This is a genomic window from Micromonospora coerulea (assembly GCF_016598485.1).
GTDB lineage: Bacteria > Actinomycetota > Actinomycetes > Mycobacteriales > Micromonosporaceae > Micromonospora > Micromonospora coerulea.
The window spans coordinates 97,808-120,008 of record NZ_JAEMUW010000015.1 but is presented as its reverse complement, the minus strand read 5'-3'; the positions used below and the strand labels follow the sequence as shown (position 1 = coordinate 120,008).

The 22,201-nt window shown below is 72.8% G+C and carries 23 protein-coding genes and 1 pseudogene; 20 read left to right on the top strand and 4 right to left on the bottom strand.

Annotated elements, in window-relative coordinates:
• Positions 1 to 29 precede the first annotated feature (29 nt).
• The 14 genes and pseudogenes from I8N68_RS20085 (at position 30) to I8N68_RS20020 (ending at position 14,450) form a co-directional block, all read left to right on the top strand.
• On the top strand, positions 30 to 794 hold the full coding sequence (locus I8N68_RS20085) for an ABC transporter ATP-binding protein (RefSeq protein ID WP_200212292.1): 765 nt from the start codon (positions 30 to 32) through the stop codon (positions 792 to 794).
• Positions 779 to 2,470 (top strand): ABC transporter permease, encoded by a 1,692-nt coding sequence (locus I8N68_RS20080; RefSeq protein WP_200212291.1) that lies wholly within the window; start codon positions 779 to 781, stop codon positions 2,468 to 2,470. The genes I8N68_RS20085 and I8N68_RS20080 overlap by 16 nt, the downstream gene beginning before the upstream one ends.
• A gap of 120 nt (positions 2,471 to 2,590) precedes the next feature.
• Positions 2,591 to 3,207: pseudogene (locus I8N68_RS20075) on the top strand (flavin reductase family protein).
• Positions 3,208 to 3,365: 158 nt separating this feature from the next.
• On the top strand, positions 3,366 to 3,734 hold the full coding sequence (locus I8N68_RS20070) for a DUF485 domain-containing protein (protein ID WP_200212290.1): 369 nt from the start codon (positions 3,366 to 3,368) through the stop codon (positions 3,732 to 3,734).
• Positions 3,712 to 5,385: a monocarboxylic acid transporter gene (locus I8N68_RS20065; protein WP_200212289.1), complete on the top strand. Its 1,674-nt coding sequence runs from the start codon at positions 3,712 to 3,714 to the stop codon at positions 5,383 to 5,385. The genes I8N68_RS20070 and I8N68_RS20065 overlap by 23 nt, the downstream gene beginning before the upstream one ends.
• Positions 5,386 to 5,483: 98 nt before the next feature.
• Positions 5,484 to 6,464 (top strand): NAD-dependent epimerase/dehydratase family protein, encoded by a 981-nt coding sequence (locus I8N68_RS20060; RefSeq protein WP_200212288.1) that lies wholly within the window; start codon positions 5,484 to 5,486, stop codon positions 6,462 to 6,464.
• 75 nt (positions 6,465 to 6,539) lie between these two features.
• Positions 6,540 to 7,781: an LCP family protein gene (locus I8N68_RS20055; protein ID WP_200212287.1), complete on the top strand. Its 1,242-nt coding sequence runs from the start codon at positions 6,540 to 6,542 to the stop codon at positions 7,779 to 7,781.
• A 203-nt stretch (positions 7,782 to 7,984) separates the two neighbouring features.
• Positions 7,985 to 9,172 carry an LCP family protein gene (locus I8N68_RS20050; protein ID WP_200212286.1) on the top strand — a complete coding sequence of 396 codons (1,188 nt, stop codon included), beginning with the start codon at positions 7,985 to 7,987 and terminating at the stop codon, positions 9,170 to 9,172.
• A gap of 212 nt (positions 9,173 to 9,384) precedes the next feature.
• Positions 9,385 to 10,302: an LCP family protein gene (locus I8N68_RS20045; RefSeq protein WP_307812890.1), complete on the top strand. Its 918-nt coding sequence runs from the start codon at positions 9,385 to 9,387 to the stop codon at positions 10,300 to 10,302.
• 29 nt (positions 10,303 to 10,331) lie between these two features.
• A complete protein-coding gene (locus tag I8N68_RS20040) occupies positions 10,332 to 10,667 on the top strand; it encodes a rhodanese-like domain-containing protein (protein WP_200212285.1) in 336 nt (111 codons plus the stop codon).
• 12 nt (positions 10,668 to 10,679) lie between these two features.
• A complete protein-coding gene (locus I8N68_RS20035) occupies positions 10,680 to 11,471 on the top strand; it encodes a glycerophosphodiester phosphodiesterase (RefSeq protein WP_200212283.1) in 792 nt (263 codons plus the stop codon).
• Between the two features lie 95 nt (positions 11,472 to 11,566).
• Positions 11,567 to 13,021, top strand: a complete 1,455-nt coding sequence (locus I8N68_RS20030; RefSeq protein ID WP_200212281.1) for an ATP-binding protein — start codon at positions 11,567 to 11,569, stop codon at positions 13,019 to 13,021.
• A gap of 66 nt (positions 13,022 to 13,087) precedes the next feature.
• Positions 13,088 to 13,504, top strand: coding sequence for an ATP-binding protein (locus I8N68_RS20025; RefSeq protein WP_200212279.1), 417 nt, complete (start codon positions 13,088 to 13,090; stop codon positions 13,502 to 13,504).
• A 61-nt stretch (positions 13,505 to 13,565) separates the two neighbouring features.
• Positions 13,566 to 14,450, top strand: a complete 885-nt coding sequence (locus tag I8N68_RS20020; protein WP_200212276.1) for a DUF5926 family protein — start codon at positions 13,566 to 13,568, stop codon at positions 14,448 to 14,450.
• A 106-nt stretch (positions 14,451 to 14,556) separates the two neighbouring features.
• Here the strand turns inward: I8N68_RS20020 and I8N68_RS20015 are convergent, their stop codons facing one another.
• Positions 14,557 to 15,783 (bottom strand): arginine deiminase, encoded by a 1,227-nt coding sequence (locus tag I8N68_RS20015; RefSeq protein WP_200212274.1) that lies wholly within the window; start codon positions 15,781 to 15,783, stop codon positions 14,557 to 14,559.
• A gap of 163 nt (positions 15,784 to 15,946) precedes the next feature.
• On the opposite strand from I8N68_RS20015, the gene I8N68_RS20010 reads away from it, so the two are divergent.
• The 5 genes from I8N68_RS20010 (at position 15,947) to pheA (ending at position 19,425) form a co-directional block, all read left to right on the top strand.
• The gene (locus I8N68_RS20010; protein WP_200212272.1) at positions 15,947 to 16,684 is read left to right on the top strand and encodes a hypothetical protein; all 738 of its coding nucleotides are present in this window, start codon (positions 15,947 to 15,949) and stop codon (positions 16,682 to 16,684) included.
• Between the two features lie 229 nt (positions 16,685 to 16,913).
• On the top strand, positions 16,914 to 17,372 hold the full coding sequence (locus tag I8N68_RS20005) for a PAS domain-containing protein (RefSeq protein ID WP_200212270.1): 459 nt from the start codon (positions 16,914 to 16,916) through the stop codon (positions 17,370 to 17,372).
• Positions 17,373 to 17,447: 75 nt separating this feature from the next.
• The gene (locus I8N68_RS20000) at positions 17,448 to 17,837 is read left to right on the top strand and encodes an ACT domain-containing protein (protein WP_200212267.1); all 390 of its coding nucleotides are present in this window, start codon (positions 17,448 to 17,450) and stop codon (positions 17,835 to 17,837) included.
• A gap of 81 nt (positions 17,838 to 17,918) precedes the next feature.
• Positions 17,919 to 18,458 carry a hypothetical protein gene (locus tag I8N68_RS19995; RefSeq protein WP_307812889.1) on the top strand — a complete coding sequence of 180 codons (540 nt, stop codon included), beginning with the start codon at positions 17,919 to 17,921 and terminating at the stop codon, positions 18,456 to 18,458.
• A gap of 10 nt (positions 18,459 to 18,468) precedes the next feature.
• Positions 18,469 to 19,425, top strand: a complete 957-nt coding sequence (gene pheA, locus I8N68_RS19990; RefSeq protein ID WP_200212261.1) for a prephenate dehydratase — start codon at positions 18,469 to 18,471, stop codon at positions 19,423 to 19,425.
• Between the two features lie 43 nt (positions 19,426 to 19,468).
• On the opposite strand, the gene I8N68_RS19985 is transcribed toward pheA, so the two are convergent.
• The 3 genes from I8N68_RS19985 to I8N68_RS19975 form a co-directional block, all read right to left on the bottom strand.
• Positions 19,469 to 20,194 carry an AIM24 family protein gene (locus tag I8N68_RS19985; RefSeq protein ID WP_200212258.1) on the bottom strand — a complete coding sequence of 242 codons (726 nt, stop codon included), beginning with the start codon at positions 20,192 to 20,194 and terminating at the stop codon, positions 19,469 to 19,471.
• Positions 20,195 to 20,290: 96 nt separating this feature from the next.
• Positions 20,291 to 20,650 carry a metallopeptidase family protein gene (locus I8N68_RS19980; RefSeq protein ID WP_200212257.1) on the bottom strand — a complete coding sequence of 120 codons (360 nt, stop codon included), beginning with the start codon at positions 20,648 to 20,650 and terminating at the stop codon, positions 20,291 to 20,293.
• 91 nt (positions 20,651 to 20,741) lie between these two features.
• Positions 20,742 to 21,173 (bottom strand): OsmC family protein, encoded by a 432-nt coding sequence (locus I8N68_RS19975; RefSeq protein ID WP_200212255.1) that lies wholly within the window; start codon positions 21,171 to 21,173, stop codon positions 20,742 to 20,744.
• 137 nt (positions 21,174 to 21,310) lie between these two features.
• Between I8N68_RS19975 and I8N68_RS19970 the strand changes: the two genes are divergently transcribed.
• Positions 21,311 to 22,057 carry a hypothetical protein gene (locus I8N68_RS19970; protein ID WP_200212252.1) on the top strand — a complete coding sequence of 249 codons (747 nt, stop codon included), beginning with the start codon at positions 21,311 to 21,313 and terminating at the stop codon, positions 22,055 to 22,057.
• Positions 22,058 to 22,201 lie beyond the last annotated feature (144 nt).

Below are 22,201 nucleotides of genomic sequence, written 5' to 3'. Positions count from 1 at the left end.
CCCTGGCGCCCACGGACTAACGTCGGGACATGACCGAAGAGCACCCCGCGCTCGCGTTGCGCGGCCTGGCCAAACGGTTCGGGACCAAGGTGGCCGTGGCCGGGGTGGACCTGGACGTGCCGGCCGGCTCGTTCTACGGGTTGCTCGGTCCGAACGGCGCCGGCAAGACCACCACCCTCTCCATGGCCGTCGGCCTGCTGCGGCCCGACGCCGGCCAGGCCCGGGTGCTCGGGTACGACGTGTGGGCCGACCCGGTCCGCGCCAAGGGTCTGCTCGGCGTGCTGCCGGACGGCGTGCGGCTCTTCGACCGGCTCAGCGGGGCGGAGCTGCTGGCGTACCACGGTCTGCTGCGCGGGATGGACCCGGCGGTGGTGGACCAGCGGGCGGCGGAGTTACTCGACGTGCTGGCGCTCACCGACGCCGGCCGGACCCTGGTGGTGGACTACTCGGCCGGCATGAAGAAGAAGATCGGCCTGGCCTGCGCGCTGCTGCACGGCCCCCGGCTGCTGGTGCTGGACGAGCCGTTCGAGGCGGTCGACCCGGTCTCGGCCGCGCTGATCCGGGACATCCTCCAGCGGTACGTCGGCGGCGGTGGGACCGTCGTCTTCTCCAGCCACGTGATGGAGGTCGTCGAGCGGCTCTGCTCGCACGTGGCGATCCTCGCCGAGGGGACCATCAAGCGGGTCGGCACCCTCGACCAGGTACGCGGCGACCGCTCGCTGGAGGACGTCTTCGTCGAGGTGGTCGGCGGGCGGACCGCGACGGGTCAGGAGCTGTCGTGGCTGTCGCGGTGAGCGCGCCCGTCGGATCGGCCCGGGTCCCCGTCCGACACTTCGTCCGGCTGAAGCTGCGGGTGATGGGCAACAACTTCCGCGGTCAGGGCTGGCGGATCGCGCTCTTCGTGGTCGGCGTGCTGGTCGGGCTCTGGTTCGCCACCGGCGGCTTCTTCGCGCTGGCGGCGCCCGGTCTGGCCGGCGAGCCCCGGTACGCGCTGCTCACCGCCGCCTTCGGCGGCGGCCTGCTGGTGCTCGGCTGGCTGCTGCTGCCGCTGGTCTTCTTCGGCGTCGACGAGACCCTCGACCCGGCCCGGTTCGCGCTGCTGCCGCTGACCCGCCGCACCCTGGTCACCGGCCTGTACGCGGCCGCCCTGATCAGCGTGCCGGTGCTGACGACGCTGGTCGCGGTCGCCGGGCTGGTGGTCACCGCCGGCGCGCTGGGCGGCTGGTCGGCCGCTCTGGTCGCGGTCGTCGGACTGGTCGCCGGGCTGCTGCTCTGCGTGGCGGCCGCCCGCGCGCTGACCAGCGCCTTCGCCACCATGCTCCGCTCCCGTCGGGTACGCGACCTGGCCGCCGTCCTGCTGGCGGTGGTCGCCGCCCTGCTCGGGCCGTTGCAGATCGTGGTGCTGGCGGCGGTCCGCCAGGCCGACTGGGAGCGGCTGACCGGCGTGGCCCGGGTGGTCGGCTGGACCCCGTTCGGGGCGCCGTGGACCGCCGGCATCGACGTGGCCGAGGGGCGGGTGTGGGCCGCCCCGGTCAAGCTGCTGATCACCGCGCTGACCATCGGGGCGCTGCTGCTGTGGTGGTCCCGGTCGCTGGAGTCGGCGATGGTCGGGGCGGCGAGCGCCGGCCCGGTCCGGGACCGACGCGGCCCGACCGGCGGGGCCGTCGACCAGCTCTTCCCGCGCGCCGTCGGCCGGGCCCGACGGGACCGGTTCGGCGCGCTGGTCGCCCGGGAGTGCCGGTACTGGTGGCGGGACGCCCGGCGCCGGGCCAACCTGATCACCGTCGCGGTGGTCGGCGTCTTCGTGCCGGTGATGGTCAACCTGGGCGGCTCCCGACTCGCCACCGATGGCGGGCAGGCGTTCGGGGAGGCCAGCACCGACTCCTCGCCGGTCCTGGTCAGCCTCTCCATGCTCTTCGTCGGCGTGCTCGCGTCGCTCACGCTGGCCAACCAGTTCGGCTTCGACGGCAGCGGCTACGCGGCGAACGTGGTGGCCGGCGTGCCCGGGCGGCTGGAGCTGCGGGCCCGGATGACCGCGTTCTCCCTGTACGTCGTGCCGATCCTGGGCGTGGTCGCGGTCGTCCTCGCCACGCTGCTCGGGCACCCCGGCTGGTTGGGTGTGATGGCCGGCGCGCTGCTCGCCGCGTACGGCAGCGGGCTGGCGGTCACCGGCTTCGTCTCGGTGCTCGGCGGGTACGCCCTGCCGGAGACGAGCAATCCGTTCGCGATGAACACCGGCGCCGGGGTGGCGAAGAGCTTCCTCACCCTGCTGTCCATGATCGCCTCGGCGGTCGCGGCGACACCGATGGTGGTGGCCGCGGCGCTGCTGGGGGACCTGTGGCTCTGGCTGGCGCTGCCGGTCGGCCTGGCGTACGGGCTGGGCGCGGCGCTGCTCGGCTCCTACCTGGCCGGTGACGTGCTGGACCGCCGCCAGCCGGAGCTGCTGGCGGCCGTCACCCCGCGTCGCTGACGATCCCGCCCCTCCGCGTCCAGTTCACCTCTAGCCGCCGGACGGTGGACATCCCTCCGGTGGATATGAGCGGGAGGCATAGATATGACGCTCAGGTATGTCGCTCACCGGCACAGTCGCCTGCGCAAACCGATCGGCGCGGGCCACTGCGCCGCAAATCCGCACGACCGCTTCCTCGGTGGGGCGCGGGCCCGGGCGGCACAATGTTTCACGTGAATCATGAGCCGGGTGCCGAGATCCACCACACCGACCCGTTCGCCGTGCCGGCCGGGCAGCGTTCTCCGGTACGCCGGCTGCGCGGGCGGCTCGCCGCCCCGGTGACCCTCTGGACCGCGCCGGGGCCGGCCGGACTCACCGTCTCGTCCACCCTGGTCGCCGAGGGTGAGCCGGACCGGTTGCTCGGGCTGATCGACCCGGAGTCGGATCTGTGGGCGGCGATCGAGGAGGCGGGGCGCTTCGCGGTCTGCCCGCTGGGGCCCGCACACCGGCAGCTCGCCGACCGCTTCGCTGGCCTCTTCCCGTCGCCCGGCGGCCTCTTCGCCACCGGCAGGTGGACCGACTCCCCCTACGGCCCGGTGCCGACCGACGCCGGGGGGTGGGCCGGCTGCCGGCTCGACACCGCCCGGGAGTACGGCTGGGGCCTGCTCGTCGAGGCCACCATCGAGGCGGTCGACCTGGCCGAGGAGACCCCTCCGCTGCTGCACTACCGGGGCCGGTACCGCGAGTTGACGGACTGAGCGGCGACCGCTCAGCGAAGTGACCTGCGTCACTCGGCGCAGCCGGCCCACCGTTCGGCGCAACCCGCGACCGACACCGATCTCGCCCTTCCCCGGCGGGGAGCGCACTCCTTACCGTGCGCGAAACTCCCCACGCCTGTGAAGGTGGTGATCCACAGATGTCCACGGACACACCCGCGTCCGCGCCTGCCGAGTCGGCGGCTGAGCGGTACCTCGCCGTACAGCGGTCGGACGAGTTCGCCGGGTTGCGGCGCGCGCTGCGCGGCTTCGTCTTCCCGATGACCGTCGCGTTCTTCCTGTGGTACGCGCTCTACGTCATCCTCTCCGCCTACGCGCGGGGCTTCATGGGCACGAAGCTCTTCGGCAACATCAACGTCGCCCTCGTCTTCGGCCTGCTCCAGTTCGTCTCGACGTTCGTGATCGCATGGCTCTACGCCCGGTTCGCGGACCGGAAGATCGATCCGGTCGCCGACCGGATCCGCGCCGAGATCGGGGAGGTGACCCATGAACGCGGTCCTCGCGGCTGAGGCGGGCGGCACCACCGCCCGGAACCTCACCATCACGCTCTTCCTGATCTTCGTGGCGGTCACGCTGGCCATCACCATCTGGGCCAGCCGGCAGACCAAGACCGCCACCGACTTCTACGCCGGCGGCCGCTCGTTCTCCGGCTTCCAGAACGGCATGGCCATAGGCGGCGACTACATGTCGGCGGCGTCCTTCCTGGGCATCGCCGGCATCATCGCCCTCTACGGCTACGACGGCTTCCTGTACTCGATCGGCTTCCTGGTCGCCTGGCTGGTGGCGCTGCTGCTGGTCGCGGAACTGCTGCGCAACTCCGGCCGCTACACGATGGCCGACGTGCTGGCGTTCCGGATGCGGCAGCGCCCGGTCCGGACGGCCGCCGCGGTCTCCACGATCACCGTGTCGATCTTCTACCTGCTGGCCCAGATGGTCGGTGCGGGCGCGCTGGTCGCGCTCCTGCTCGGCATCAAGCCGGGCACCACCTTCCTCGGCATGGACGCCGGCACCGCGAAGGTCGCCACCATCGTCATGGTCGGCGCCCTGATGATCATCTACGTCACCGTGGGTGGCATGAAGGGCACCACGTACGTCCAGATCGTCAAGGCGTTCCTGCTGATGACCGGCGCGATCGTGATGACCCTGCTGGTCCTGGCGAAGTACCGGTTCAACCTGTCCTCGCTGCTCGGTGACGCGGCGTCCGCCTCGGGCAAGGGTGCCGCCTTCCTCGAACCCGGCCTGCGGTACGGCGTGGAGACGCCCGGCGACGCGTTGAAGACCTTCTACAGCAAAATGGACCTGCTCTCGCTCGGCATCGCGCTGGTGCTCGGCACCGCCGGTCTGCCGCACATCCTGATCCGCTTCTACACCGTGCCGACCGCCAGGGCGGCCCGGAAGAGTGTGCTCTGGGCGATCGGCATCATCGGCACGTTCTACCTGCTGACCCTGGCCCTCGGCTTCGGCGCGGCGGCGCTGGTCGGCGGCCAGGCGATCACCGCGCAGGACAAGGCCGGCAACACCGCCGCGCCACAGCTCGCCGAGGCGCTGGGCCGGGACTTCTTCGGTGGCAGCCTGGGCGGCGCGACCCTGCTGGCGATCATCGCGGCGGTCGCCTTCGCCACCATCCTGGCCGTGGTCGCCGGACTCACCCTGGCCTCCTCGTCCAGCCTGGCGCACGACTTCTACGCCAACGTCATCAAGAACGGGCAGGCGTCGGAACGCCAGGAGGTGTCGGTCGCGCGGATCTCCGCCCTGGTCATCGGCGCCATCGCCATCGCGCTGTCGATCTACGCGCAGAGCCTGAACGTGGCGTTCCTGGTGGCCCTGGCCTTCGCGGTCGCCGCCTCGGGCAACCTGCCGGCGATCCTCTACAGCCTGTTCTGGCGCCGGTTCAACACCTCCGGCGCGGTGTGGGCGATCTACGGCGGCCTGCTCGCCGCCGTGGTGCTGGTCTTCTTCTCCCCGGTGGTCTCCGGGGCGCCGACGGCCATGTTCCCCAAGCACGACTGGCACTGGTTCCCGCTGTCCAACCCGGGCCTCATCTCCATCCCGTTCGGGTTCCTGTGCGGCTGGCTGGGCACCGTGCTCTCCAAGGAGCAGGACGAGGAGAAGTACGCCGAGCTGGAGGTGCGCGCGCTGACCGGCGCGGGCGCCCACTGACGCTCGACCTGACGAGGGGCCCCGCCGCACCCGGCGGGGCCCCTCGCCGCATCCCGCGCCGCGCCGACGCCAACCTCCCGCTGAGTAGGCTGGCCGGCATGAAGGTAGCGCCCCGCTTCAAAGCCGGACACCGAATCCTCGTCACGGGCGGCGCCGGCTTCGTGCCGTCCCACCTGGTCGACGCCCTGATCGACCGCGGCTGCACGGTGGTGGTGCTGGACAACTTCGTCACCGGCAGCAGGGACAACGTCGCCCACCTGTTCGGGAAGCCGACCTTCACCCTGGTCGAGGGGGACGTCTCGGCGGGGCTGCCGACCGACCACCCGGCGCTGGCCGAGCCGTTCGACGCCATCCTGCACATGGCCTCCCCGGCCAGCCCCACCGACTTCGAGAAGCTCCCGGTGGAGATCCTCCGGGTCGGCTCGGTGGCCACCCTGCACCTGCTGGAGCGGGCCACCGCCGACGGTGCCCGGTTCCTGCTGGCCTCCACCAGCGAGGCGTACGGGGATCCGAAGGAGCACCCGCAGCGCGAGACGTACTGGGGCAACGTCAACCCGATCGGCGTACGCAGCGTCTACGACGAGGCGAAGCGCTTCGCGGAGGCGGCCACCATGGCCTACCACCGCAGCCGGGGTACGGACACCGCGATCGTCCGGATCTTCAACACGTACGGCCCGCGGATGCGCCCGGACGACGGCCGGGCGATCCCCACCTTCATCTCACAGGCGCTGCGCGGCGAGCCGATCACCGTGCACGGCACCGGTAACCAGACGCGCTCGATCTGCTACGTCGACGACCTGGTCCGCGGCATCCTGCTGCTGCTCGACTCCACCGAGACGGGCCCGATCAACTGCGGCACCGAGCACGAGATGTCCATGCGGCAACTCGCCGAGCTGATCGTGTCACTCTCCGAAAGCCCGTCGGAGGTGAGCTACATCACCCGTAGCGCGGACGACCCCGAGATGCGCCGGCCGGATCTGACGCTGGCCCGGGAGCTGCTCGGATACCAGCCGACCGTGGCGCCCGAAGACGGCCTGCGACGCACGATCGCGCACTTCCGCGAGCGCTCAGGGTACTGATCTCAGCTGGACAGGACGCTGACACCAGCGGTCACCTCACGGCGGTACTGGCTCGACCGACCTACCCTCGGTTACATGTCCGCGACCACCGCTGTCGGCGTCCCGCTTCCGTACCTGCTCCGCAGCTCGGGTCGCGCCCAGGTCCCCGGCCCCGGCCGGGGCGCCGCCGGGCGCGCCCGCGCGACCGAGGCCCAGTGGTACCCGTCGTACGACGATCAGCCGCGCCCGGGCGGCCCCGGCGGCCCCGGCGGCCCCCTCGGCCCGGATGGCCCGGGCGGTGGCGGCGCCGGCGGGCCCGGACGGCGCGGGCCGCGCCCGCGCTGGGGGCGGATCGGCCTGGTGGCCGGCGTGGCGGTGCTGGTGCTCGCGCTGCTCGGCGGCGTCGGCGCGTGGTTCTACGCCCGCAACCTCAACAACGACCTGGCCCGGACCGACCCCTTCTCGGAGATCACCGGAGGGCGGCCCACCAAGACGGTCGACGGGTCGCTGAACATCCTGCTGGTCGGCAGCGACTCCCGGGATCCGGACGCCCCGCTGGAGAGCGCCGGCAAATGGCGGGCGGACACGCTGATCGTGATGCACATCCCGGCCGACCACAAGCAGGCCTACCTGGTCTCCATCCCGCGTGACCTCTACGTGCGGATCCCGGAGAGCGCGGGGGCGGACTGCGACTCCGGCCAGCGCGCGAAGGTCAACGCGGCGTTCGCGTTCGGCGGGCTGCCGCTCGCCGTGAAGACGGTGGAGTGCTTCAGCGACGTCCGGATCGACCACGTGATGGCGATCGACTTCGCCGGGTTCAAGGAGGTCACCGACGCCCTCGGCGGGGTGGACCTGAAGGTCGAGCGGACCGTCACCTCGATCCACAAGCCGTACCGGACGTTCACCAAGGGCGTGAACCACATGGACGGCGCGGAGGCGCTGGACTGGATCCGGCAGCGCAAGCAGTTCCCCGAGGGCGACTTCGCGCGGATGCGCCACCAGCAGGAATTCCTCCGGGCGCTGATGGACAAAGCGGCGAGCACCGGCACCCTGACCAACCCGAAGAAGCTGACCTCGTTCCTCAACTCGGTGACCGACGCGGTCACCGTCGACCAGGGATTCTCGCTGGTCGACATGGGGCTGCAGTTCCGCAGCCTGCGCGGTGAGAACCTGACCTTCATCACCAGTCCCAACGTCGGCAGCCAGACCATCAACGGCGAGTCAGTGGTGGTCTCCGACCGGGAGAAGGCGCTGGCGATGTACCGGGCGATGTCGACGGACACCATGACCGACTGGGTGCGGGCCAACCAGCAGAGCGGCACAGGCAACGGGGGCTGACCCCGCGGAACATCCCACCGGTCGGCGGTCAAGGGCTCCTCCATGGTGAGCCAACCGCCGACCGGTTCTTTTCAATTGTCCGTTCGGGCAATTCACCGCAGCGGATGCCGAGATTGGCGGGAATAGTCTCGGGGGGGAGGTCGCGAGAACGGGAGCCGGTACGTACAGTGGTCGAGCCCCCGATCTTTAGAGCTGGAGCACGCATGCCGGTTCAGACCAGCCGTCGCCCTCAGTCACTGGATCCCGGAGCACCCGGGCGAGTGCCGCCGATCATCCCGACCCAGCCCGGCCCCGGCCGTGGCAACGGCGGCGCCAAGAAGCGCAGCCGTCGCAAGGACCCGCTCTGGGCCCGACTGACGCTGATCTTCGGCGCGGTGCTCATGATGACCAGCGGCCTCGCCATCGTCGGCAGCAAGGCCGTGATCGGCCAGGCCACCGGCAACATCGCCCAGCGCAACCTGCTCGGCGACGCGGGCAAGACGGACGCCGAGGGCGGCAACAGCCTGGACGGCCCGATCGACATGCTGCTGCTCGGCGTCGACGCCCGGGCCCGCTGGGCGGCGGACGACGTGCGCTCGGACACGATCATCATCCTGCACATCCCGGCCAGCCACGACCAGGCGTACCTGATCTCGATTCCCCGGGACACCGAGGCGCAGATCCCCGGACACGGCACCGAGAAGATCAACGCGGCCTTCCAGTTCGGCGCCCGCGACGGCGGCGGCTGGGAGGGTGGTGCCCAGTTGATGGCGAAGACCATCAAGAAGATGACCGGGATCAGCTTCGACGGTGCCGCGATCATCAACTTCGGTGGCTTCAAGAGCGTCATCGACGCCCTCGGCACCGTGCGGATCTGCGTCAGCCACGAGGTGCCGTCGCACCACATGATGATGGTCGACGGCAAGCCGATGTGGAACGCCGACGCCAAGAAGACCGGCAAGCCGATGAGCCCGGTGGTGCACAAGAAGGGCTGCAAGGAGATGGAGGGCTGGGAGGCGCTCGACTTCGCCCGCCAGCGCTACCTCCTGCCCGGCGGCGACTACGACCGGCAGCAGAACCAGCAGCAGCTGATCAAGGCGATGGCCAAGAAGGCCACGCAGAACGGCACGCTGACCAACCCGATCAAGCTGAACCAGCTGATCAATGCGGCCGGCAAGGCGTTGGTCCTGGACACCGGCAACGTGCCGATCGAAGACTTCATCTACACGATGAAGGGCGTCAGCGGCAACGACCTGACCACGCTGCGCACCAACGGTGGCACCTACAGCTCCAACGCGAACCATCGGGAGACGCTCAACTCGCTGACCATGGAGATGTTCCAGGCGGTCAAGGACGACAAGCTCGCCGAGTTCGTGGTGGCAAACCCGAGCGTGCTGTCCACCCGGAAGTGATCCCCGCACCCCGGCGGTGGCTGCGCGAAAGCAGCCACCGCCGGCGTGTTTCCCCCGTAACCTGACGTGAGCAAGTCTCACCTCGCGGCTGCGGGAGGGGTGTCACGTCCAGGCCAGCACGGACCACACGCGGGCGGGCCGGACGAGCCGCCCGACTGCCCCGGTTCCTGCTCGGCGCGGGCCTCGCCCTGGTCCTGCTCGCCACGCTCGCCGTGGCCGGGCTGCACTGGCTGACCAACCGGTACGACCGCGCGGTGATCAAGGAGCAGCTGCTCGACCCGGCCGCCCGCCAGCGGCGCACCGACCTCTCCGACGCGCTCAACTACCTCCTGGTCGGCTCCGACCACCGCACCGGCGCCAGCGCCGAGGACCAGCGCTCGGACAGCATCCTCATCGTGCACGTGCCGGCCGGCATGCGGCAGGCGTACCTGATCTCCATTCCCCGCGACCTGCTGGTCGCCATCCCGCCCGCGCCAGGCTGGGGCGGCGGCCAGGACAAGATCAATGCGGCGTACGAACACGGCGGCGGCGGCCAGGCCGGCGCCCGGCTGCTCTCCGCCACCCTGACCCGGGTCACCGGCATCCGCTTCGACGGGGCCGCGCTGGTCGACTTCTCCGGCTTCAAGGAGGTCATCGACCTGCTCGGCGGCATCCGGATGTGCGTGGACATCGAGGTCCGCTCGATTCACACGAAGACCCTCTTCACCCCCGGCTGCCAGCAGATGGACGGCGCCCGCACGCTGGACTACGTCCGGCAGCGCTACGACCTGCCCGGCGGCGACTACGACCGGCAGCTGCACCAGCAGCAGATGCTCCGCGCGGTGCTGGACAAGGCCGGCGAGACACACCTGCGCAGCGACCCGGTGAAGCTCGACCAGGTGCTCCGGGCGGTGGGCGGCTCGCTCACCGTGGACACCAACGGCGTACCGCTGGAGGATCTGCTCCTCGCGTTCCGCGCGCTGCCCGCGGACGCGCTGAGCGGGGTGCGGGTCCCGTCGTACCCGCAGACCATCGACGAGGTCTCCTACGTGGTGCTCGACGACGGCGGCAACGGACTCTTCGACGCCGTCCGCGGCACCCGGGTGCCGGAGTGGGCCGGCGCCAATCCACGCTGGGTCAACCGGCTGTAGGCCGGGCGGGCCGACTAGGCTTGGTATCCGTGTTCGGACCCCAGGTTCCCAGCGTGCCCGCGTCGGCCGTCGCCGACGACACCTACCTGCTCGACGTCCGGGAGGACGACGAGTGGACCGCCGGCCACGCGCCGGCGGCCCACCACCTGCCGATGATGGAGCTGCCCGCCCGGCTGGCCGAGGTACCGAACGACCGCGAGGTGGCAGTGATCTGCCGCTCCGGCGGGCGGTCCGCGCAGGTCGTCGCGTACCTGATGCGCAACGGCTGGGACGAGGTGCGCAACGTCGAGGGCGGGATGGGTGACTGGGCCGCCGCCGGCCGGCCGGTGGTCACCGACGACGGGCAGCCGGGCCGGGTCGTCTAGGGACCGGGCGGCATGGGCGATCCCCTGGTCTTCGCGCACCGCGGCTCCTCGTACGACCTGCCCGAGCACACCCTCGCCGCCTACCTGCGCGCCCTCGACGAGGGCGCCGACGGCCTGGAGTGCGACGTCCGGCTGACCCGGGACGGGCATCTGGTCTGCGTGCACGACCGCCGGCTGGACCGGACCAGCAACGGCCATGGGCTGGTGAGCGCGCGGACGCTCGCCGAGCTGGAGGCGCTCGACTTCGGCTCCTGGCACCCCGGCGGGGTGCCGGCCGACGGCGACGAGCGGCTCGACGAGTCGCACACCCGGCTGCTCACCCTGGAACGGCTGCTCGACGCCGTGCTGGCCGCCGGCCGGCCGGTCCGGCTGCTGATCGAGACGAAGCACCCGTCCCGGTACGGCGGGGACGTGGAACGCCGGCTGGTCGCCCTGCTGCGCCGGTACGGCCTCGCCGAGCCGGTGCCGGACGCCCCGGTCCGGGTCACCGTGATGTCCTTCTCCCCGCTGGCCGTACGCCGGATCCGCGACCTCGCCCCCGCATTGCCCACCGTGCTGCTGCTGGAGGTGTTGCCGCGCTGGCTGCGGCTGGGCCGGCTGCCGTTCGGCACCCGGATCGCCGGCCCGGGCATCGGCCTGGTGCGGGCCCGGCCGCAGCTCGTGCCCGCGCTGCGGGCGGCCGGCAACCAGGTGTACGTCTGGACCGTCAACCAGCCCGACGACCTGGAACTGGTCCTCGACGCGGGGGTGGACGGGGTGATCACCGACCGCCCGGCACGGACGCTGGCCCGACTGGGCCGCTGAGCCCCACCGGTGCCCGGTCCCGGTCCGCCGCTGGCCGATACGCCTCGACCGCCCGGGGGTGTCCCCGGACCGGTCGCCCAAGGCACACTCGGGACATGCCGGAGCGAACCGACTACCCCGCCCTCATCGCCGGCCACACCAGCGTGATCAAAATGATCAACTCCGGGGACTCGGGCCTGCCCGTGCTCACCCGGCTGCTCAGCGTGGTCGAGCCGGCCGTCGGCGCCGCCAGCCTGGCGTTCGTGGAGTACGCCCCCGCCGGGGGACGGGTGATCGCGGCGACGGGCGCCGCCGAGTGGATCATCGGTCGGCCGCTGCCGGCCAGCGACCCGGCCGTCGTCTGCCTCCTCTCCGGCCCGCCGGTGCGCGAGGTGCGGGTGGACCTCATCCCGGGCCAGCTCGCCGACGAGGTGGCCGAGCGGGGGCTGCGCCGGATGGTCGTCGCCCGCGCCGAGATCGGCGGCCTCACCGTGGGCAGCCTGCACGCCCTCTATCCCGACGGCGAACCGGTCGATGCCGCCCGGCACGCGGTCCTCGGCTACATCGCCGCCTGCATCGCCCACATGTACGGCGACCAGACCGGCCTGCCCGTGCACGGCGACGGCCCCGTGGTGGCGGCCCTCGCCGACGGGCTGGCGGTGGTGGACCGGGGCCACCACGTCCGGCTCTGGAACCCGGCCGCCGCCCAGGTGACCGGCCGCCCGGCCGGGAAGGCGCTGAGCCGCCCGCTGCCCTTCCCGCTGCCCCCGCCGGGGCAGGTGCTCGACCACCGGCTGCCCGACGGCCGCTGGCTGCGGATCACCTCCGGGGAGCTGCCCGGTCCCGGCGCGCTGCGGGTGGTCACCTTCCGCGACATCACCGACCAGCAGCGGCGCGACCACGACCGGGATCTCTTCGTCGCGGTGACCAGCCACGAACTGCGTACCCCGGTCACGGTGATCAAGGGGTACGCGGACACCCTCACCGACCACTGGGAGTCGCTCAGCGACGACGACCGGCGGCAGGCCGCCCGGATCATCGGGCAGCGGGCCAACGAGCTGGCCCGGCTCGTCGACCGGCTGCTCTCCGCAGCCACCGACAGCCGGCCCGGCGGCGAGCCGGCGGCCCCCTTCGACCTGGCCGACGCGCTCCGCGGCGCGCTGCCCGACCTGCCGGCCGACCTCCGGCACCGGATCGTCCTCGACCTGCCGGACGACCTGCCCAAGGTGCTCGGCGACCGGCGCAGCCTGGCCACCGTGCTGACCGAGCTGAGCACCAACGCCGGCAAGTACTCGCTGCCGGACACGCCGATCGAGGTGAGCGCCACGGCCAGCGGGGGGACGGTCTCCTTCCGGGTCGCCGACCGGGGCATCGGCATCCGGCCGGAGCACGTGGAACGGGCCTTCGACCGGTTCTGGCAGGGCGAGTCCGGCGACCGGCGACGCTATCCGGGGGCCGGGCTCGGTCTCTATCTCGTCCGCCAGATCGTTGAACAGCAGAATGGATGGGTATCCCTTCGACCGAGGGTCGGTGGCGGTACCGTCGCAGAGGTGCGGCTGCCGCGCGGATGAACTGGGCGCCGACGGGGGCGGGGAAGGGACGACGTGCCGACGGGTTCGACCGAACGATCATGGTGTGTGGTGGTGCCCCACCACGCCACCGGCGCACGGCTGGCCCGGCACCGACTCGCCACCGAGCTGGCCGAGGTCGTCCCGCGGGTCCTGCTCGCCGATCTGGTCGCGGTCCTCGCCGAACTGGTCGGCAACGCCGTCCGGCACGCCGACCCGCTGCCCGGCGGGGTGGTCCGGGTGGCCTGGCGGCTGCGGTCGGTCGCCGAGGGGCAGTGTGTCCAGCTCCGGGTCACCGACGGCGGCGCCGCCTCGGGACCGCTGATCCGGGCCGCGAGCTCGGACGCCGTCGACGGGCGCGGGCTGCACATCGTCGCCGGCCTGGCGAGCCGCTGGGGGGTCGAGCGGGACGGCCTCGGCCAGAGCGTCTGGGCCGAGTTCGACCCGGTCACCACGCCCCGGTCGGATCTGGTCGTGGCCGGCTGAACGGGCCGCGAGGGCGGGTCGTCCCCACCCGGTCCCGGCCCGGCATCTAGGCTGTCTCGCCGTGAGGAAGCGTCGAAAGAGCGAGCGGGCCAGCGAAGGCACCCCGAAGCGGGAGAAGGTGCGCGACATCTTCGTGCCCCGTCCGTTCGAGGGGCTGGCGGACGAGCCGGAGTGGATCGCCCTGCGTGAGCTGGTCCCGGCCGCGTCCGCGCCGCTGCGGCTGACCTCCGAGCTGGTCGAGGAGTACGGCGACCGGCCGGTCACCCTGGCCACCGTGCTGCCGATGGCCGCCGCGGCGATGACCAAGGCGGACGGTCGGGTCTTCGTCGGCCTCCAGCGCCACCAGCAGTCCGGCGACGTCTCTCGGGACCTGGCCGAGGCGCTGCTGTGCGCGCTGCGTACCGAGCCGGGCGGCCAGGTCACCGTGCCGCCGCTGCCCGGGCCGGGCCCCCGCCTGCAGGACATCCTGGTGGACGGCCCGCTGGAGATCACCATGCACGACGGCTTCGAGTTCTGGCTCGACCCGGGTGCGACCGACGACCCGACCGTGCAGGCGTCCCTGGAGCGGGCCAACGCCGCGGTCTACCCGACCGTCCGGCTGGGTGCCGCGCGGGCCGCGTACTGGTGCCAGGTTCCGGACAAGGCCCACGTCCGCTGGGTGCTGCCGGACGACGAGGACGCCGCGCTGGACGCGCTGTCCCGGCTGAGCGTGGCCGGCACGCTGACCCTCGGCGAGCACACCCGCTTCGCCGGCATGTTCCGGGCGCACGGCCGGCTGGTGCCGGTGTGGGACCTGCCCGAGGAGACTCCGGCGACCGAGTGGGAGGCGCCGGTGGCGGCGTTCGCCGACCGGTACGCCGAGGCGCTGAAGGAGTCCGAGCCGCTGGACGCGGCGGGCCGGCGGGCCCGGCACGGCCTGGTCGGCCGGCAGCTCACCCTCCGCTGACCCGACGACCCTGACGGGTCCGCCGGACGCCCCGCGCCGGGCGGGCCCGAACCGGTCGCCAGCCCGCTCGGGTCGGTGACGCGCCCGGTTCGGTGGCGCGCCGGGGTCAGTGCCGCGCCGGCTCGCGGACCAGGGGCTCGCGGACCAGTGGGCAGGACATGCAGCGCGGGCCGCCCCGGCCGGAACCCAGCTCGGAGCCGGCGATCGCGATCACCTCGATGCCGGCCCGCTCGAGCTGGGCGTTGGTCTCGACGTTGCGCTCGTAGCCGACGCAGAGCCGGGGCGCGAGGGCGAGGGTGTTGTTGCCGTCGTCCCACTGCTCGCGCTCGGCGGTCACCGGGTCGAGGCCCGTGTCGATCACCCGGAGCTGGTCCAGGTCCATCGCGTCGGCCGCGGCGCGCAGGAACGGTGCCGGCCCGTCCACCCGCGGCTCGTCGCCGTCCGCCCCGGCGATGACCGTGTACGCCGACAGCGTGCTGGCGATGTTCGGGTACATCAGCACGGCGTCCACGTCGACCATGGTGCACACGGTGTCCAGGTGCATGGTGGCCCGCTGCTGCGCGACCGGCACCACCAGGATGGTGTGCGCCAGGCCGGCGGCGAAGACCTGCCGGGCGAGGCGTTCCGCCCCGGCCGGGGTGGTCCGCTCGCCCACCCCGACGGCGAGCACGCCCGGTGCCAGCAGCAGCACGTCGCCGCCCTCCAGGTGCTCCATCTCCGGGTGGTAGACGAACTCGGTACCGACGAAGCGCGGGTGGTGCCGGTAGATCGCGTCGGTCAGCGTGGTCTCCCGCCGCCGGGCCAGCATGGCCAGGCTGGTCACCCCGACCCGGTCGCCGATCCAGACCGAGGAGTCGCGGGTGAAGAGCAGGTTGGGCAGCGGGTCGACGACGAAGTCGTGCCGGTCCATCAGCGTCCAGACCAGACCGCCCGGGCGGTCCGGGCCGACCCGCAGTTCCTCGTGGGCGAGCCCGGCGATGAACACGTCGGCCAGGGCGGCCGGATCGAGGTAGGCGAGGTGGTCGGCGACCCGGCGGCGGAGGGTGTCGCCGAGCCGGGGCGAGCGCAGCACCAGGTCGGTGAGCTCGGCCCGGGCGTCGGCCACGGCGAGCGTCTCGGCCAGCAGGGTGGCGAGGTAGAGCACCTCGACGTCGCGTTCGCGCAACGCGGCGGCGAAGGCGTCGTGCTCCTCCTGCGCCCGTCCCACCCATGGGATAGCGTCGAAGAGCAGAGAGTCGTTGTTGCGTGGGGTGAGCCGGGCGAGTTCCGGCCCCGGGCGGTGCAGCAGCACCGTGCCGAGCCGGGCCACCTCGCTGTCCACGTAGTGGGTCACCCTCGCAGCGTAGGACAGGGCTTGGGCACCATCCGGAAAAGAAGTGTGAATGAATATGGCATTCATCCGCACTCATTCCGGCGCTCCACCTTGCCGAATACCGGGGTCCGCAACGTAGGGTAGTGAAGACATAACTTCGAGGGACCTTTTGCCGGAGGTCGCGATGACTGTCTTTCCCGCTCGTCGAGCCGTACCCACCCGGGCCCTGCCGCCCGCCGCAGTGCCACAGCCCCGGGCCGAGTCCACCTCGGTGCTCGAACCGGCCCGACCGACTCCACTGGAATGGGCTCGCCGGCGTCGGGCCGAGCGGGGCGCCCGCCGGCTGGAGGCGGCCGGGGCCCGCGCCCTGGGCCAGCTCGACCACCTCGGTCCCGCCTGGCACGTCATCGAGTGGCCGCGCACCGACGTCGCCGACGTCCTGCTCGACCGCGGCCAGGACGACCGGGCCGGGTTCCTGGCCATCGGGCCGAGCGGCCTCTTCGCGGTCACCATCGCCGACCACGGCCGCGCCCGGGTGCTGGTCGCCGGCGACGTCGTGCAGATCAACGGCAAGCGTCCGCCCTATGTGGCCGAGGCGCGCCGGGACGCCAAGCGGGCCAGCAAGGCCCTCTCCGACGCGGTCGGCCTGCCGATCCCGGTGAGTCCGGTGCTGACCTTCGTCGGCTCCGGCGTGATCAGCGTGTACGGCCTGCCGAAGGACTGCCTGATGGCGACCCACCGGGAGCTGGACCGGCTCCTCGTCGCCGGAGGCAACCGGATCAGCCCGGCCACCGCCGAGAAGCTCTCCCGGGTCGCCCAGCACCCACACACCTGGCTGAACGGCACGTACCGTCCAGCGGCCGACTACCGGTGGTACGACGAGGGCCGAACGGCCGCTGACAAGCGGGCCGCCCGCCGGTAACGTCACCGGCGACGCCACGCGGTCCGGGGATCCGCCTCGGCAGGTCCGACGGCCCGCGCCGTCGCCGGCCGCCCGGTCACCGGGCACCCGTCGCACCGGCACCTGCCCCTCCGCACCATGGGTACCCGGGCGAGCAAGAGCACTCACGGCCGGCTCACCCAGCGCGGTCGGGCGGTCGTGGCGGCGACCGGCTAGCGTGGACAGACCGTCGGTGTACATAGGAGGCGCGGTGGCCCACGTCGAACTCTCGCTCTCGGAAGTGTTCGCGCCGACCGCAGGGACACCGACCGGGCAGGAGTCCGACAACTTCGGGCAGTGGTCGAGCACCGTCTCCCACGCCGCCGAGCCCTGCCTGCTGATCGACGCCGAGACCACGGTGATGGCGATCTCCTCGTCCGGTTGCGAGCTGCTCTGCCTCGGTGCGCCGGAGGACGTGATCGGGCATCCGCTGCTCGAGGGCGGCCTGCGCCTGGTCGACTTCACGGCCAACCGCAGCGAGCTGACCGAGCAGGACACGGACAAGATCCCGCCGCTGCTCGCCCTGCACTCCGGCCGGCTCGCCCGCGGGCTGCTCCGGGTCCAGGGCCCGGGGGACGACGGGCCGGGGGTCACCGTCGACGCGATCTCCACCCCGGTGCTCACCGACGGATCGGTGGCCGGCTCGCTCACCTTCTTCTCCGCCGTCTGACCTGCGACGGCGGGTGGCGTTCGCCGCGCGCGACGGTGCTGGGGCGGACCCACGGCGAGGCCGTATGGTGCCCTCATGCTCGATGTCGCTCTGTTGCCGGGCGAGTACGCCATGTGCCGGCTGCCGGCCGGTTCGGCGCTGCCCCCGGCCGTGTGGGTCGAGCTCGGCGACCACGACGTGGTAACGGTGAGCTGGTGCGCCGACGGCATCTCGCTGATCTGCCCCGTCCCGCGCGCACCGGAGCAGGCGGCCGTGGAGACGGACTGGCGCTGCCTGCGGATCCTCGCCCCGCTCGACCCCGCCACCACCGGCACCCTCGCCGCCCTGGTGGCGCCGCTGGCCCGGGCCCGGGTGAACGTGGTGGCGTTCTCCACCTACGACACCGACCACGTGCTGATCCCAGCGGTTCGGCTGGCCGAGGCGACGGCCGCCCTGGAGCGCGCCGGGCATCGCGTCCACAGGTGAGCTTCACCCCACCGCGGGATCCTCCTACGATGGGCTCGGCCACCCGGCCACAACGACCTCCGTCGATCCGAGGATCGGACCGTGCCACCCATCCCAGCCCGTCCCACCGTGCTCCGGCGGCTCACCGTCCCGGCGGCGCTGCTCACCCTGCTGCCGCTGACCGCCTGCGGCACCCCGCCCGAGCTACGCCAACCCCCCGGGCAGACGGCCAGCACACCGACCGGGACCGGCACCCCCACCGCACCGACGCCGAGCGCCGGGCCCACCACGCCGACCGCGCCCACCACGCCGACGCCCGCCCGCACCCCCGCCGGCCTGGTCGCCACCCCCTGCCCGGCCGGGCCCACCGGCCAGAACGTGGTCGCCCTGCTGCGTGGCCCGGCCCAGGTGCTTCCCCGGGACGTCCGGGTCACGGTACGGACCGGGCCGCTCTGTGCCGACGGCTGGCAGTACACCGTGCTCGACGTGACCGGGCACGAGGAGTTGCAGGTGGTCACCCGGGGCCGGCCGGGGGCGCTGGAGCTCGTCACCGCCGGCACCGACGTCTGCGGTGTCGAGGTACGCGCCGCCGGACCGCCCGGCATCCGGACGTTGGCCTGCGACGGCACCCCGGGTGCGTAGGCTGGTCGCCATGCCCGGAACACCGCCGACCCGCTTCGTGTACCTGGGGCCCGAGGGCACCTTCGCCGAGCAGGCGCTGCGCAGCGTGCCCGCCGCCGAGCGGGGCAGCCGCACGCCGGCCCGCAGCGTGGGCGAGGCGCTGGACAGCGTCCGGGCCGGGGACGCCGACGCCGCCCTGGTGCCGCTGGAGAACTCGATCGGCGGCGCGGTCGGGGTGACCCTCGACGAGATGGCCGAGGGCGAGCCGCTGGTGATCACCCGGGAGGTGATCCTGCCGGTGGAATTCGTGCTCGCCGCCCGCCCGGGGACCGGCCTCGCCCAGGTCCGCACCGTGGCGGCCCACCCACAGGCGTCCACCCAGTGCCGAGGCTGGCTCCGCGATCACCTGCCCGACGCGACGGTGTTCGACGTGCTCTCCAACGGCGCCGCCGCGGCGGGCGCGGCCGGCGGCGAGTACGACGCGGCGATCTGCGCCCCGATCGGCGCGGCCCGGCACCGGCTGACCGTGCTCGCCGACAAGGTCGCCGACCATCCGGACGCGGTGACCCGCTTCGTGCTGGTGTCCCGCCCCGGCCCGCCCCCGCCGCCGACCGGGGACGACGTCACCTCGCTGGCCGTCTACATCGCGCACGACCGGGTGGGTGCCCTGCTCTCGGTGCTGATGGAGCTGGCCGTCCGCGGGGTCAACCTGACCCGGATCGAGTCCCGCCCCACCGGCGAGGCGCTCGGCCGGTACGTCTTCTTCCTCGACTGCACCGGGCACGTCGCGGACGTCCGGCTGGGGGAGGCACTCCGGGGACTGCGCCGGGTCTGCGCCGACGTGCGCTTCCTCGGGTCGTACCCCCGGCACCGCTGGAGCCCGGCGGCGGCCGACCGACCGGTCCCCGCACCGGCCGGCCTCTCCGACGCCGACTACGCCGACGCGGCGGCCTGGCTGGCCCGGCTGCGCGCCGGTGAACTGAGCTGACGGTCGCGGGGCGCCCGGACCGGGCACCCCACGGACCGGACGGTCACTGCAGCAGGCCGCCGAGCAGGCCACCCTGCTGCTGCTGCTGGGCGCCGCTGCCCTGCACCGGCGGCTCCTCGGAGGGCTGCACCACGACGAAGCCCTGACCGGCGAAGCTCATCGTGAACGCCTCGCCGGTGCTGCGCCCGAGCAGCGTGCCCAGGCCGAGCTGCTCGGCCCGGTGGTACCCGGTCTGGAGGCTGGCCGACCAGCAGACCGCCGCCTGCGGGTCCACGTAGGTGGGCTGGTCGACGTTGAGCACCACCGGGGTGCCCTTGGTGGTGATGGCGATCCGGCCGTGGCCGGTGAAGACGCAGTTGAACAGGCCGGACGAGGAGGCCATCCCGGCGCCGCCGACCATCTTGATGTCGTACTGCAGGGTGGCGTCGAAGGCGAGCACGCTGGACCCGTTGATCGACAGGGCGTCGCCGGGCTCCAGGTCGATGATGTGCACGTCCTTGGCCAGCTCGGCGAGGAAGACGTCGCCCTGGCCGGAGAGCTTCATCAGCGGGACGCCCTCACCGGTCAGGCGCTGCTTGATGAACTTGCCGATGCCGCCCGAACCCAGCGCCTGGAACTGCACCTGCCCCTGGTAGGCGACCATGGACCCGACCCGGGCCATCGCCTCGCCGTTCAGCTCGATCTTCAGCATCTTGGAGTTCTGCAGCCGCATGCCCGGCTGCTGGGACTCCTTCTCAAGGTTCTCCGCGGAGAAGAGCGCGCTGCGCATGGATTTTCCTCCTGCATCGGGGTGTGCCTCCCCAGCAGGCTAGGGGACCCACGCAACGGCTGGCATCGGCCGAGCGGGGCGCCGCGGCGAGCCCGGTCAGCCCCAGCCGAGCCCGTGCAGCCGCTCGTCGTCGATGCCGAAATGGTGGGCGATCTCGTGCACCACGGTCACCGCGACCTCCTCGACGACGTCGTCGTCGCTGTCGCAGATCCGCAGGATGGGGTTGCGGTAGATGAGGATCCGGTCCGGGAGCACCCCGGAGTAGTCCCAGCCCCGATTCGTCAGCGCGTGCCCCTCGTACAGGCCGAGCAGGTGCTCGCCGGGGGGCGGCTCGTCCTCGACCAGGATCACCACGTTGCTCATCAGCCCGAGCAGCTCCTCGGGCACCTCGTCGAGGGCCTCGCCGACCAGCTCCTCGAACCGCTCACGGCTCATCTTGACCGGCACGGACCCCATTGTGCCCGACGGCCGACCCCCACCGACCGGGGCGCACGGCACCGAGGCCCGGCCGGTGCGCTGGGACCGGCCGGGCGGAGGTGGTCGTGGCTCAGGAGGCGAGGCGGGCGTTCAGGGTGATCTGCGCACCCGGAGCGAGCAGCCGCGAGATCGGACAGTTCTCCTTGGCCGCCTCGGCGAGCTTGGTGAACTGGGCCCCGTCCATGCCCGGCACCTGACCCACGGTCTCCAGGTCGATCCGGGTCACGGACATGCCCGCGTCGGTCTTGTCGAGGTGCACCGTGGCGGTGGTATCCACCGAGATGTCGGTCGCGCCGGCGTCGGCGAGCTGCTTGGAGAGGGCCATCGAGAAGCAGCCGGCGTGCGCGGCGCCGATCAGCTCCTCCGGGTTGGTCCCCTCGCCCTCCTCGAAACGCGACTTGAAGGAGTAGTTCCCCTGGATTCCGCCCTTGCCGGTGCGGACGGTCCCGGAACCCTCGGTGAGGTTGCCCTGCCAACTAGCGGAAGCGGTACGGATAGGCATGCCCCCGACGCTAACCGAAACCGGGCGGGGACGCACCGAGTGGCCCGGACCTGCCCGCCGTACCGACTTGCGCTCCGCGTCGCCGGGTGCCGGCTGTGTCATGATTCGACGCAGGCCCGCGCGCGGAAGGGTGGCCGATGTCCCAGGATCTCCCCATCCCCAGGCAGGACAACCGGTCCGACGGGACGACCGTCGTGGAGTGGGGCGACGCCGAGCCGGCGCCGCCCGGGCGAATCGGGCGGTCGCTGGCCGGGCTGGGGCGGGACCGCCGACTGCCGCTGGTGCTGGCCGGCCTCGGCGCGGTGGCCGCGGTCGCCTCCCTGATCGGCGAATGGCTGGTGATCACGGTGCCCAACGGCGGCCCGGAGGGGAACACCCCGATCCGGGTTCCCGGCGGGGTGGCCGACGTGAGCGGCTTCGGGGTCGGCTACCTGGTGGGCCTGCTCGGCCTGGCCACCGCGGTGGCACTGGCCCTGCGGGGCACCGCCGCGGTCCGGCCCAACGCCCGGGTGGCGGGTCTGGCCCTCGCGGTGGCGGTGTTCGCCGTGCTGACCGCGACTGCGTTCTCCCTCGACGACTCGGGCCGGCGGACGCTCTTCTACTCCTCCGAGGCGGGAATCCGGGTCGACCACGGCCGGGGTCTGGTGACCGCGTTCCTGGCCACCGTGCTGCTCGCGGCGGCGCTGCACCTGTCCGGCCGGACCGCGCCACCGACCGCCGCCGAGCCGGAGGCGGAAGCGGAATCGGACGAGGCGCCGGGCCCCCGGCCGCTCGGCCGGGGACACCGCCGGGAGCGGGCGCGGAGGGACGACCGGCCGCCGGCGCCGGCCGACCTGACGGTCCAGCCCACCGTGCCGTTCGCCCGGCCCGAGCCGCCGGCCTGAGCCCGGCCGGCCGACGCCGCGGGCCGGCACCGGGTGGCCGCCGCGGGTGGGTGCCCGATTCGCCAGGAAGCCATGGTTGCGACCCGTTCCGCGAGGTACGGTTGCTGCCCGCCGTTCGTGGCCGAGGCACCGACGACCAGAACG